This is a genomic window from Vibrio porteresiae DSM 19223 (genome assembly GCF_024347055.1).
Taxonomy (GTDB): domain Bacteria; phylum Pseudomonadota; class Gammaproteobacteria; order Enterobacterales; family Vibrionaceae; genus Vibrio; species Vibrio porteresiae.
The window spans coordinates 3,469,368-3,481,938 of sequence record NZ_AP024895.1 but is presented as its reverse complement, the minus strand read 5'-3'; the positions used below and the strand labels follow the sequence as shown (position 1 = coordinate 3,481,938).

The following is a 12,571-nucleotide window of genomic DNA, read 5'->3' as shown; positions in this document are numbered from 1 at the left end:
ACAGGTGAATTATGAAGCCGTTAACGCCACGCCAACAAGAAGTTTTTGATCTGATCAAAAGCAAAATCGATGAAACAGGAATGCCACCGACACGTGCTGAAATTGCTCGTGAATTGGGCTTCCGTTCTGCGAATGCTGCTGAAGAACATTTGAAAGCTTTAGCAAGAAAGCAAGCCATTGAAATTGTTCCCGGAGCGTCTCGCGGCATCCGTATTCTTTTGGAATCTGCAGCTAATGATGCACCTGATGACATTGGGTTGCCGTTGATTGGTCGAGTGGCTGCCGGCGAACCTATCTTGGCACAAGAGCATGTTGAAGCTCATTACCAAGTTGATCCGAATATGTTTAGACCTAATGCTGATTTCCTACTTCGTGTCCATGGCGAAAGTATGAAGAATATTGGGATCATGGATGGCGATTTGTTGGCGGTGCATAAAACTCAAGATGTGCGTAATGGTCAGGTTGTGGTTGCTCGTGTCGAAGATGATGTCACGGTTAAACGCTTAGAGCGTCAAGGTTCAAAAGTGTTGCTGCATGCTGAAAATGATGACTTTGCACCGATTGAAGTTGATCTTACCTGTCAGCAACTTACCATTGAAGGTATTGCCGTTGGTATTATCCGCAATACCGATTGGATGTGACTTTCATCTGAGATCTATTCTCATTAACTTGCCAATCTAATTGATATTCATTATCATCTTCATGTGACTTCATAAGGAAGATGATAATGTCTGCTGATTCCAATTCATCCAAAAAACGTTATCAGATCCCAACCAATCTCGTTCAACCTCTGTGGTTACGTAGTAGAGAAAGCTTGGCTGATAACGGTTTAATCTATGATCCGATTGCCGCTACTGCATGTTTGCGTTGTCAGCTTGCTCCCGAATGCTTAATTGGTGATATTAACCAGAAGCAGTTACTTCATGCCACATTAACTCAATTGTGTGATCAACAAGTTCGTTGTTTCCTTGATGCTCATCCTGATGGATGGATCGTCAATGTGGGGGCTGGTCTTGATACCCGTTTTTATCGTATTGATAATGGCCGCTGTCACTGGATTGAGTTAGATGTCAGTGAAACACTACTGTGGCGGCAAAAGCTTTTCCACCGCAGTGAACGTTACCATAATGTCTGTGGAAGCGTGACTCAGCTTAATTGGTTTGAATCTCTTCCTGTCCCTGAATATGCCCCTGTCATGATCGTATGTGAGCATGCGCTCCTAGATTGCAACGCCAATGAAGTAGCGGACTTTGTTCATGCTTTAGGGCTGCATTTTTCGAGTGCGGTTGCTTGTATCGTGCTCGCTGGCGATAAGAGTGCCACTCAGCTTGGGCAAAAAATGGGTTCTGGAGAATATCAACATGGTTTTTCAAGTGCCAAAGATGCCATGTTTAATTGTTTGCCTTGGCTTACCAGTGTGTCTGTGCTTTCTCCGTTTGATCGCTATTGTCCAAGATGGAAGTTATGGCAGCGATGGCTTAGCAAGCTTTCTAATTACAAGTATCGTTTAACTCCTGTCGTTACGACATTACGTTGGTGATAACGTAATAGTCTAATCCTGTTTACTTAGATACACTTTGCTTAACAACAAAGAGGGCAAAGTGTGCAATTTATTCTCCAAACTCTGACTAATCGAACCATTCATAAGCAAGTTTTCTGGCTTGCCATCCCGATGGTGTTATCCAACATTACCGTCCCTTTATTAGGATTAATCGATGCTGCTGTGATCGGTCACTTAGAGCATGCTTGGTATTTAGGTGGTGTAGCTCTGGGCAGCACCATGATCAGTGTTACCTTATGGTTATTAGGCTTTCTGCGGATGTCGACGACCGGATTAACTGCTCAAGCTGTCGGTAGTAAAGATTCAGAGCAACTCGTAAGAGTCCTAATTCAAGGGCTGGTAATGTCTTTAGTATTGGCGGCAGGCTTTTTGCTGGTACATCGTTTGGTTGCTCAAGCCGTATTTCATTGGAGCCAAGCGAGTATTGAAGTAAAGCAGTACGGCTTTGAATATTTCACAATTCGGGCTTGGAGTGCTCCAGCAGCGCTAGCTAACTACGTGTTATTGGGCTGGTTATTGGGAACCCAAAATGCCAAAGCTCCGATGTGGATGGTGATCATCACCAATGTCGTCAATATTCTGCTGGATCTTTTGTTTGTTGTCGTTTGGGATTGGAAAGTAGAAGGGGCTGCACTTGCCTCCGTGATTTCTGACTATGTAGGGACGGTGTTTGCATTATGGTGTGTGGTTCGTTATTGGCGAAAAAACCACTTACCAATACCTAACGCTTTGTGGCAGCAGGTCAGTCATGGGCTGGGACGTTTTATCAAGTTAAATCGCGACATTTTTCTTCGTACTCTTTGTTTGCAGCTGGTCTTTAGTTTCATGACATTTAGGGGAGCGGCGATGGGTGACCAAACTGTTGCCGCCAATGCCGTGTTAATGAGTTTCCTGATGTTCATCTCCTACGGTATGGATGGATTTGCTTATGCAATGGAAGCGATGGTTGGCAAAGCGGTCGGGGCTAAAAGCTCTGAAAAATTGAAAGAAGCGATGATTGGAACGGCATTTTGGAGCTTGGTGATTTGCTTGTGCTTAACCCTGGTATTTGGCTTCACAGGGGATTACTTGGTTGGTTTGATTACCGACATTCCCGCAGTACATCAGCGTGCCATGAATTATTTGCCTTGGCTGGTGGCTATGCCTCTCATCAGTATGTGGTGTTTTCTACTAGATGGAATCTTTATTGGTGCGACGAAGGGAAAAGAGATGCGCAACAGTATGTTTGTCGCAGCGCTAACTTTCTTTATGACCTTATTTTTTACTCGAGATTGGGGAAATCATGGATTGTGGTTAGCAATGCTTAGCTTTTTAGCCATGAGGGGGTTAACTCTCGCGGTGGTGATGACTGTGCAATGGCGTCAGCAACGATTTTTCTTGTAACTTTCAACTTTGGTAAATAGAGAACCCGCCTAACAAAGTGGCGGGTTCTTTCGTTGATAGCATTAGAAAAGTCGGTTCAGACCATTTAATGCAGCAACACGATAAGCTTCAGCCATGGTTGGATAGTTGAAGGTCGTGTTAACAAAATATTCGATGGTATTAGCTTCGCCTTTTTGCTCCATGATGGCTTGGCCGATATGGATAATTTCTGCAGCGCGTTCACCGAAACAGTGGATGCCAAGTATTTGCTTGGTATCTCGATGAAACAGGATTTTTAGACTGCCGACATCCTTACCAGAAATTTGTGCTCGAGCAAGATGTTTAAAAGATGAGCGTCCTACTTCATACGGTATTTTTGCCGCTGTCAGTTCTTGTTCAGTACGTCCAACAGAGCTGATTTCTGGAATGGTGTAAATTCCTGTTGGAATGTCTTCAATCAGTTGGCTAGAAGCTTGGCCGAAGGCAATTGCTTGAGCAACAAATCGTCCTTGGTCGTAGGCTGCACTAGCAAGACTTGGATAACCGATCACGTCTCCCACGGCATAAATGTGTTCAGCTTCCGTTTGGTAATTCTGATTAACCTGTAACTGCCCTCGAGGGTCTGCTTCTAGTCCTACCGCAGTCAAATTTAACTGTTCAGTATTACCTGTTCGGCCGTTAGCGAACAAAAGACAGTCGGCTTTCATTTTCTTGCCTGATTTCAGGTGCAAGATAACCCCATCGTCTTTGGCCTCAACCGACTGGTAAGTTTCATCGTTACGGATGATGATGCCGCTATTCCAGAAGTGGTAAGACAGCGCATCTGAAATCTCGTTGTCCAGAAAAGAAAGTAAACGGTCGCGAGTATTAATTAAGTCGGTTTTAACGCCTAAGCCCCTAAATATCGATGCGTACTCACAACCAATGACCCCTGCACCATAAATAATGATATGTTTAGGATCGTGATTGAGGCTGAGAATGGAGTCACTGTCATATACTCGTGGGTGATTGAAGTCGACATCTTTCGGTCGATAAGGACGAGAGCCTGTCGCGATAACGAATTTATCAGCAGAATAGTGTTCAATCCCCCCTTCTTTGTCTTGCACGGCTACGGTATGTGCATCGACAAACTTGGCAGCACCAAAGAGTAGGGTGCAATCGTTACGATCATAAAAGCCTTGTCTTAAGCGAGTTTGCTTATCTATGACACTTTTAGCGTGACCCAGAATATCGGAAAAGGAAGCGTGAAGGCTGGTTCGGTTTTTACAAAAAAGAGGGTTGTTATTGAATTCGATAAAACGGCTGACGGCATGACGCAGTGCTTTTGATGGAATGGTTCCCCAGTGAGTACACCCGCCGCCAACGCTGTTTTCTTTTTCTATTATTGCAACGTTTTTACCTGCCTTAGCTAGGCCCATGGCAGCACCTTCGCCACCGGGACCACTGCCGATAACGATCACGTCAAAATGGTTGTTGGGTGTCATTGGAAATCCTTTCTTTTTGTTTACATTGTTGTTTCTTTATATTAACCCACTTGAAACGTATGAAAACTGAACGGACGTAACACAGTGGTCAGGATCACGCTGTTATTTTTTTAAACGGGAATGTGTTTAGTTTACTTTCATCTAAGTTGCTAATAGTCACTCTGCAGGTGATTTATCTGCCATCATCAAAATTTGATGTTAAATAACAGCGAGTTGTCTCAATGGGTAGATCAAGCGTTTACCGAATCAGGCAACTTATTTTGTTACTTAGACAATGCGCGTAATCAGGTTATAGTATGGTTCATAGTTTCCTTAATCGAGAAATGATTCCCTATGAAATCCACAGGAATCCGCGCCCAGCAAAAAGAAAAGACTCGTCGTTCGCTTATTGACGCGGCATTTAGTCAATTGAGCGCCGAAAGAAGTTTCTCGAACCTAAGTCTTCGAGAAGTTGCTCGGGAAGCTGGTATAGCACCTACCTCATTTTATCGTCACTTTAAAGATATGGACGAATTGGGCCTGACCATGGTGGACGAAGGCGGCTTGCTATTGCGTCAACTTATGCGCCAAGCTCGTCAACGGATTGTGAAAGAGGGCAGTGTCATTCGAACATCGGTTGAAACTTTCATGGAGTTTATCTCTAATAGCCCTAACGTATTTCGTTTATTACTTCGTGAACGCTCTGGCACCTCTTCTGAGTTTCGTGCAGCAGTTGCCAGAGAAATTCAGCATTTCTCTGCTGAGTTGGCTGAATATCTTGTTGCTATGGGGATGCATCGTTCTGAGGCTGAAACACAGGCAGAAGCATCGGTTACTTTGGTGTTTTCTTCCGGAGCTGAGGCGTTAGATCTCAATCGCCAAGAGCGAGAAGAATTGGCTATTCGCTTAATTAAGCAGTTACGAATGATTGCCAAAGGGGCACATTGGTATCGCAAAGAACGTGAACACAATTTAGTAAAGGATGAATAAAATGTCGGCGCAAAATGACAAATCCAATCCAGGTTCGGAAAGAAAAACGCTGGTCCTAGCGCTTATTGCGGGGATGTGTGGGGATGCCATTTTATCTTGGCTTACAATGAGCGAGGTTTCGTTCTCTATCTTTCCGTTGATTGCTCTAGTATTAACGCTACAAGCTCTTTATCAAGAATATTTACGTCATCCTATCGCAGAGGATGTCCCTCTAGTCGGACTGGCATGTTTTTTTGTCGGTGCATTCGGCCATTCGGCATTTCTGAAGGCTCAGTATCCAGAGGCAGGGTCTAACTTCTTTTCTCTGATTATTCTGCTGGTGTTGGTGTTATGGATTGGTAAGAAGCTCGGGTTTCTGTCACGCAAAGAGAACAAATAAAAAAACGAGCCGCTGGCTCGTTTTTTTATGAAATGGAAGAAACTACTTTCTTTCCAAGAAGACACCGGCTTCCATATGGTGGGTATATGGGAACTGATCAAATAGAGCGAAGCGAGTGACTTTATGTGTCTCACTCAGTACTTCTAGGTTTTCTTTAAGTGTTTCTGGGTTACATGAAATATACATAATGCGTTCGTAACCTTGGACCATTTTGCACGTGTCGATATCCATGCCAGAGCGTGGAGGATCGACAAAAATGGTATTGCAGTTGTAGCTTTTTAGATCAATACCATTATCTGCTAGACGACGAAATTCGCGTTTTCCTTCCATTGCTTGGGTAAACTCTTCTGCGGACATTCGGATGATCTGCACATTATCAATCTTGTTCGCAGCAATATTGTACTGGGCTGAATCAACAGAAGGTTTGGCCAACTCTGTCGCTAATACTCGGTCAAAGTTTTGTGCAAGTGCTAATGAGAAGTTACCATTACCGCAGTACAGTTCAAGTAAGTCACCTTGGCTACCCTGAGTACAATCAACGGCCCATTCCAACATTTTCTGTGCCACTGAGCCATTAGGCTGAGTAAAGCTATTTTCTACTTGTTGATAGATGTATGGCTGACCATTTACGTGCAATTTTTCTACTACGTAATCGCGATCCAAAACAATCTTCATCTTACGCGCACGACCGATCAGGTTAACGTTGTAACCCTCGTCAGTGAGTGTTTGCTTTAGTGCTTTCGCCAAATCAATCCAATCTTGTTCCAATTGACGGTGATACAGCAGAGAAACAAGAATTTCACCGCTTAAAGTAGATAGAAAGTCGACTTGGAAGAGCTTACGACGCAATACATCTTCTTTCTTCAACTCTTCGACCAGGCGTGGCATCAGTTGATTGATCAGTTCGCTTGCTGCAGGAAATTGATCAACGCGGTACTTTTCACGAGTTTCTTGGTTGAACATGATGTAGTAAAGGTCTTCACCTTCATGCCATACACGAAACTCAGCACGCATACGATAAAACTGACTTGGAGACTCGAATACTTCTAACTCGGGTACGTTATACGGAGCAAACATCTCATTCAGACGAGAGACTTTTTCTGCTAACTGTTCAGAGTAGCGGTTAGGGTTGACATCAAGAGTCGCCATTACATTACCTTTTTATGGTGTGCGTTATTTCAGAGCGCAGATTTTATTCAATACCAGGCTCATGTCCAGTTTTGTCCCACTCTTATTCATCCAATTATGTAAAAAAGAATAATCTAATAAATCTTTTCTAGACAATATTAGAATAGCTCCATAGTATCGCAGATAAGTTGGTGTAATTTAGATGCCTAGACGGCTATTTATTACTTAAAAGGGAATCTGGTGTAACTCCGGAACTGACGCGCAGCGGTAATAGAGAACGAAAGCTCATTTGATGACACTGCTTTTTGTGGGAAGTCGAGTAAGTAGGATAACAGCTCTTAAGTCCGAATACCTGCCAACAGCTGAGATAAAAGAGGCATATAGCCCAGACTCAGTGACTTTAACGCGATCTAGGAAAAAGTAATGAAAAAGTCTCTTCTCGCAATGGCAGTGGTGTCATCTGTGTCGTATGCACCTGTCTCTCTTGCTCAACAAACTCAATCGGATGAAACAGTGGTCGTCACTGCGAACCGATTTGCTCAAACAGTAAAATCAACAACGGTTCCTGTCGAAGTGGTTACTCGACAAGACATCGAACGTATCCAAGCTAATAATCTACTGGAAGTCCTAAGAACCCTACCTGGCGTGCAAGTTGCCACTAATGGCGGTTATGGACAAAGCCAGAGTTTATTTGTGCGTGGTACCAATTCGAATCATGTTCTCGTTCTAATTGATGGAGTACGTTTTGGTAGTGCGACATCTGGCACGGCAGCTATTTCTGCTATCCCGTTAGTTGGTGTGGAACGGATAGAGTTTTTACGTGGTAGTCGAGCAGCATTGTATGGTTCTGATGCCATTGGTGGTGTGATTAACATTATCACCGCAACTACTGGTTCAGAGCATAAAGTGACAGCAACTGCTGGTAGTGATAACTACTACTCTGGTCAATTACTCACATCAGGTAATGTGAGTAAGAAGCTTCATATGTCTCTTGGGTTGTCAGGGGTTGATACTGATGGATATTCAGTAAAAACTTCTGAACCAGATAGAGATGGCTATCGTGCTAAAAGTGCGACGACCAATGTGCATTATCAAGTGAATGATAACTGGGATGCTGGTTTATTGGTAATGACGGAAAAAGGTAACGTGGAATACGATGGTTATTATAACCGTGGTGACGAAACCTTATATAACATTGTTACTCGCCTAAATTATCGTGATTCAGATTGGCAATCTCGCTTAACAGCAAGCACTAACCAAGACAAGTCCGATAGTTTCTCATCATCGTCAAAGGGGCGCTATCAGACTAATCGTCATGAATTTTCCTTTGATAACCAATATGCTCTAACGGAGGCTCTATCCCTCGGTGGCGGTATTAACTGGTATAAAGATGACGTTTCTCAATCGTCTGTTGCTTATGATGAAGGTTCTCGCTCTAACCTAGGTGTGTACTTAAATTCACTTTATCAGCTAGAAAAGTACGATGTCGAAGCAGCGGTTCGCAGCGATGATAACCAACGTTACGGTCAAAATACGACGTGGCAGTTGGGGGCAGGGTATAAGGTTAATAGTATTTATCGTGTCACGGCTAACGTTGGTACTGCATTTAAAGCCCCAACCTTTAACCAGCTCTATTATCCAAATTACGGCAATCCAGATATCAAACCCGAGAAATCAACTAACTATGAAGTTGGTATGACGGCAAACTACGATATCGCCGATGTCAGTCTGAATGTTTATCGTAATGAGCTGACTGACATGATTGGCTCATCTCCATTACAGAACTATGGTGAAGTCACCATCAATGGCGTTGAAGTAGGGAGCTCTTTTGCTACTGGACCACTAGAGCATAAGGTTTCTTACGATTTTACCGATGCGGAAGATAAAGACACGGGTAAAGAATTAGCTCGTCGTGCGAAACACGGTGCTAAGTGGAACGTAATTTACCAGTTGGAGCAATGGTCATTCAACGTGGATTACCTATTCCAAGGTAAACGCTATGATGATTCAAGCAATGACGATAAATTGGGTGCTTATTCACTTGTCGACATTTCTACTGCATACCATTTTATTAATGGCGTAACCCTTTCTGGCAAAATTGGTAATTTGTTTGATAAGGAATACCAAACAGCTAAAGGGTATGAAACTCCCGATCGTAAGTATTACGCAACGGTTAGCTACCAGTTCTAAAATGCTTAATGAGAAAACCGCCTTTTGGCGGTTTTTTTATCTCTGCTTGACCATTGCGATGAGGGAAAGAGAGAGTATGATCAACGCGGATTTAATGATTGAGCCAATAACCTGTGACTAATACCAATCGACACAAGATTCTTATTTTTGACTCTGGAGTAGGTGGGCTATCTGTTTACCAGCAGATCCAAAAACGCTTACCCCAACTGGATGTTATCTATTTCTTTGACAATGAAGCTTATCCCTATGGGGAGTTATCCCAAGATGTATTAATCGATAGGGTGGAGTTGTTCGTTACGGATTTGGTGAAAAAAGAACAGATCGATTTGGTTGTGATTGCATGTAATACCGCAAGTACCATCGTGCTACCTAGATTGCGAGCGCAATTGACTATTCCTGTCGTTGGTGTTGTACCAGCAATAAAACCAGCATCGTTACTTGCTAATGTTGCAGTGGGTTTGATCGCTACCCCAGCGACAGTCACTAGACAATATACTCATGATTTAATCCAACACTTTTCTCAAGATAAAAAAGTGGAATTGTTAGGTTCAACTCGCCTAGTCGATATGGCTGAAGAAAAACTGCGTGGGCAGGCAATAGACCTACAAGAACTGAGTGAAATATTGCAACCCTTGATTGGTTTAATTGATGTGGCTGTACTTGGCTGTACACACTTCCCTTTGATTAAAGATGAAATACAAACTGTATTGGGAAGCAATGTTACGCTGGTGGACTCTGGAGAGGCTATCGCAAGAAGAGTCGAATCACTACTGTTTCAGAATGAAGGCATTCCCCATACAAGCAGCCTTTACCAACCACTAAACAAAATACTGAGTAGCGCACCACCTTGGAAGGAAGGTGCGCTTAATGAAAGATTGTCTTTATTAGGTTTCTCACCTATTCAGACATATCCTCTTCATTTGGATGTTTAGGATCATTAGCTACACGTACTTTTAAAGTCCGCTGCATATAATCCGCTTCATTTAATTCTTCAATTGCTTGTTCTGCAGTTAAAGATGACATCACAACGAAGCCAAACCCTCGGCGTTTGCCAGTGCGCTTGTCCTTCATTAACCGTACGGCGAAAACTTCGCCATGCTCAGCGAACAGATCACGTACGTTTGATTCGTTCGCTTTATAAGGTAAGTTCCCCACATAAAGAGTCGTTGTGCCGAGAGTTGTGTTTGCTTGAACATCATCGTTGCTGCTGGATAAAAAATTGCAAATAAAAAAGGTAACGATAACACCAATCAAGAAGCTCACTGCAGCATGCGTTTCCATCTGACTAAACAGAACCGCACCTAACAAAGCAAATACAACAGTTACTAAAAGAGATTTTTTAGAGTTCATATCGAATGCTACTTATCTGATAAATGTAAGAGGCGTGTACATCATTAACAAAATAGACACATGAATCTTACGTATATGCTTGGTTTTTTTCCAACCAATTGCTGTGACCCCCCTCAAATGTTGATATTTTATTCGATAAAACGTGATTTGATGCCTTTTTAGGCGAACGAAATTTATTTTAAAAAAAACACTTGTCATAAATCTTTAGCTCCCTATAATGCCGCCTCACCGACACGGAGTAAGCAATTAACGACGTGACTTACGAAAGTAAGAAAGGTGATGAGAAAAGAAGTTTGAAAAAAGTTCTTGACTCATAAAAATTAAAGCGTATCATACGCACCCCTAGCTACGACGAATGTGAGTCTGAAAAGCTAGAAGCTCTTTAACAATTTAAACCTATCAATCTGTGTGGGCACTCGTTGATGATAATCATAGCTTCTTAGGAAGCAACATGGTTTCAATGAACTGAGTGACCAATTAAGACTTCGGTCTTAGCACAGTCAATTTATTCAGTATTCATTGAGCCGAAAAAACTTTTAATTGAAGAGTTTGATCATGGCTCAGATTGAACGCTGGCGGCAGGCCTAACACATGCAAGTCGAGCGGCAGCACAAAGGAACTTGTTCCTTGGGTGGCGAGCGGCGGACGGGTGAGTAATGTCTGGGAAGTTGCCCGATAGAGGGGGATAACCATTGGAAACGATGGCTAATACCGCATAACCTCGCAAGAGCAAAGAAGGGGATCTTCGGACCTTTCGCTATCGGATACGCCCAGATGGGATTAGCTAGTTGGTGAGGTAAGGGCTCACCAAGGCGACGATCCCTAGCTGGTCTGAGAGGATGATCAGCCACACTGGAACTGAGACACGGTCCAGACTCCTACGGGAGGCAGCAGTGGGGAATATTGCACAATGGGCGCAAGCCTGATGCAGCCATGCCGCGTGTATGAAGAAGGCCTTCGGGTTGTAAAGTACTTTCAGCAGTGAGGAAGATGGTGAGATTAATACTCTCATCATTTGACGTTAGCTGCAGAAGAAGCACCGGCTAACTCCGTGCCAGCAGCCGCGGTAATACGGAGGGTGCGAGCGTTAATCGGAATTACTGGGCGTAAAGCGCATGCAGGTGGTCTGTTAAGTCAGATGTGAAAGCCCGGGGCTTAACCTCGGAATCGCATTTGAAACTGGCAGGCTAGAGTGCTGTAGAGGGGGGTAGAATTCCAGGTGTAGCGGTGAAATGCGTAGAGATCTGGAGGAATACCGGTGGCGAAGGCGGCCCCCTGGACAGACACTGACACTCAGATGCGAAAGCGTGGGGAGCAAACAGGATTAGATACCCTGGTAGTCCACGCCGTAAACGATGTCTACTTGGAGGTTGTGGCCTTGAGCCGTGGCTTTCGGAGCTAACGCGTTAAGTAGACCGCCTGGGGAGTACGGTCGCAAGATTAAAACTCAAATGAATTGACGGGGGCCCGCACAAGCGGTGGAGCATGTGGTTTAATTCGATGCAACGCGAAGAACCTTACCTACTCTTGACATCCAGAGAACTTAGCAGAGATGCTTTGGTGCCTTCGGGAACTCTGAGACAGGTGCTGCATGGCTGTCGTCAGCTCGTGTTGTGAAATGTTGGGTTAAGTCCCGCAACGAGCGCAACCCTTATCCTTGTTTGCCAGCGAGTAATGTCGGGAACTCCAGGGAGACTGCCGGTGATAAACCGGAGGAAGGTGGGGACGACGTCAAGTCATCATGGCCCTTACGAGTAGGGCTACACACGTGCTACAATGGCATATACAGAGGGCGGCTAACTTGCGAAAGTGTGCGAATCCCAAAAAGTATGTCGTAGTCCGGATTGGAGTCTGCAACTCGACTCCATGAAGTCGGAATCGCTAGTAATCGTGGATCAGAATGCCACGGTGAATACGTTCCCGGGCCTTGTACACACCGCCCGTCACACCATGGGAGTGGGCTGCAAAAGAAGCAGGTAGTTTAACCTTCGGGAGGACGCTTGCCACTTTGTGGTTCATGACTGGGGTGAAGTCGTAACAAGGTAGCGCTAGGGGAACCTGGCGCTGGATCACCTCCTTAATACGAAGATTATTGCGATGAGTGTTCACACAGATTGATACGGTTTAGAAAGCAAAGAGTATCTTAGT

10 protein-coding genes, 1 rRNA gene and 1 riboswitch are annotated in these 12,571 nt (G+C 44.0%); of the genes, 8 read left to right on the top strand and 3 right to left on the bottom strand.

Features of this window, described 5'->3' with window-relative positions; all coding sequences use genetic code 11:
* Positions 1–11: 11 nt before the first annotated feature.
* The 3 genes from lexA to dinF all read left to right on the top strand — a co-directional run bounded on the left by lexA (position 12) and on the right by dinF (position 2,944).
* Positions 12–641: a transcriptional repressor LexA gene (lexA, locus tag OCV11_RS15935; protein ID WP_261894018.1), complete on the top strand. Its 630-nt coding sequence runs from the start codon at positions 12–14 to the stop codon at positions 639–641.
* Between the two features lie 80 nt (positions 642–721).
* Complete coding sequence (locus OCV11_RS15930) at positions 722–1,540, top strand: class I SAM-dependent methyltransferase (protein WP_373332797.1); 819 nt, start codon at positions 722–724, stop codon at positions 1,538–1,540.
* A 63-nt stretch (positions 1,541–1,603) separates the two neighbouring features.
* On the top strand, positions 1,604–2,944 hold the full coding sequence (dinF, locus tag OCV11_RS15925) for an MATE family efflux transporter DinF (protein ID WP_261894015.1): 1,341 nt from the start codon (positions 1,604–1,606) through the stop codon (positions 2,942–2,944).
* Between the two features lie 62 nt (positions 2,945–3,006).
* Here the strand turns inward: dinF and sthA are convergent, their stop codons facing one another.
* Positions 3,007–4,407, bottom strand: coding sequence for a Si-specific NAD(P)(+) transhydrogenase (gene sthA, locus OCV11_RS15920; RefSeq protein WP_261894013.1), 1,401 nt, complete (start codon positions 4,405–4,407; stop codon positions 3,007–3,009).
* Between the two features lie 333 nt (positions 4,408–4,740).
* Here sthA and fabR point away from each other — a divergent pair, with 333 nt between their 5' ends.
* Positions 4,741–5,376, top strand: a complete 636-nt coding sequence (gene fabR / locus OCV11_RS15915; RefSeq protein WP_261894012.1) for an HTH-type transcriptional repressor FabR — start codon at positions 4,741–4,743, stop codon at positions 5,374–5,376.
* A gap of 1 nt (position 5,377) precedes the next feature.
* Positions 5,378–5,755: a YijD family membrane protein gene (locus OCV11_RS15910; RefSeq protein WP_261894010.1), complete on the top strand. Its 378-nt coding sequence runs from the start codon at positions 5,378–5,380 to the stop codon at positions 5,753–5,755.
* A gap of 42 nt (positions 5,756–5,797) precedes the next feature.
* Here OCV11_RS15910 and trmA read toward each other — a convergent pair whose 3' ends face one another.
* Positions 5,798–6,904, bottom strand: a complete 1,107-nt coding sequence (gene trmA / locus OCV11_RS15905) for a tRNA (uridine(54)-C5)-methyltransferase TrmA (RefSeq protein WP_261894009.1) — start codon at positions 6,902–6,904, stop codon at positions 5,798–5,800.
* A gap of 151 nt (positions 6,905–7,055) precedes the next feature.
* Positions 7,056–7,257: riboswitch (cobalamin riboswitch) on the top strand.
* A gap of 49 nt (positions 7,258–7,306) precedes the next feature.
* Here trmA and OCV11_RS15900 point away from each other — a divergent pair.
* Positions 7,307–9,073, top strand: coding sequence for a TonB-dependent receptor domain-containing protein (locus tag OCV11_RS15900; RefSeq protein ID WP_261894007.1), 1,767 nt, complete (start codon positions 7,307–7,309; stop codon positions 9,071–9,073).
* A 113-nt stretch (positions 9,074–9,186) separates the two neighbouring features.
* Positions 9,187–10,005 (top strand): glutamate racemase, encoded by an 819-nt coding sequence (murI, locus tag OCV11_RS15895; protein ID WP_261894006.1) that lies wholly within the window; start codon positions 9,187–9,189, stop codon positions 10,003–10,005.
* Here the strand turns inward: murI and OCV11_RS15890 are convergent.
* On the bottom strand, positions 9,971–10,423 hold the full coding sequence (locus tag OCV11_RS15890; protein WP_261894004.1) for an RNA recognition motif domain-containing protein: 453 nt from the start codon (positions 10,421–10,423) through the stop codon (positions 9,971–9,973). The two genes, murI and OCV11_RS15890, sit on opposite strands and share 35 nt — an antisense overlap.
* A gap of 537 nt (positions 10,424–10,960) precedes the next feature.
* Here OCV11_RS15890 and OCV11_RS15885 point away from each other — a divergent pair.
* A 16S ribosomal RNA gene (locus tag OCV11_RS15885) occupies positions 10,961–12,503 on the top strand.
* The last annotated feature ends 68 nt before the right edge of the window (positions 12,504–12,571 follow it).

Bases quoted from the DNA above. Each gene is read 5' to 3' on its own strand.
- OCV11_RS15900 (WP_261894007.1), top strand. From the start codon at position 7,307: ATGAAAAAGTCTCTTCTCGCAATGGCAGTGGTGTCATCTGTGTCGTAT.
- trmA (WP_261894009.1), bottom strand. From the start codon at position 6,904: ATGGCGACTCTTGATGTCAACCCTAACCGCTACTCTGAACAGTTAGCA.
- OCV11_RS15930 (WP_373332797.1), top strand. From the start codon at position 722: ATGATAATGTCTGCTGATTCCAATTCATCCAAAAAACGTTATCAGATC.
- sthA (WP_261894013.1), bottom strand. From the start codon at position 4,407: ATGACACCCAACAACCATTTTGACGTGATCGTTATCGGCAGTGGTCCC.
- fabR (WP_261894012.1), top strand. From the start codon at position 4,741: ATGAAATCCACAGGAATCCGCGCCCAGCAAAAAGAAAAGACTCGTCGT.
- OCV11_RS15890 (WP_261894004.1), bottom strand. From the start codon at position 10,423: ATGAACTCTAAAAAATCTCTTTTAGTAACTGTTGTATTTGCTTTGTTA.
- OCV11_RS15910 (WP_261894010.1), top strand. From the start codon at position 5,378: ATGTCGGCGCAAAATGACAAATCCAATCCAGGTTCGGAAAGAAAAACG.
- lexA (WP_261894018.1), top strand. From the start codon at position 12: ATGAAGCCGTTAACGCCACGCCAACAAGAAGTTTTTGATCTGATCAAA.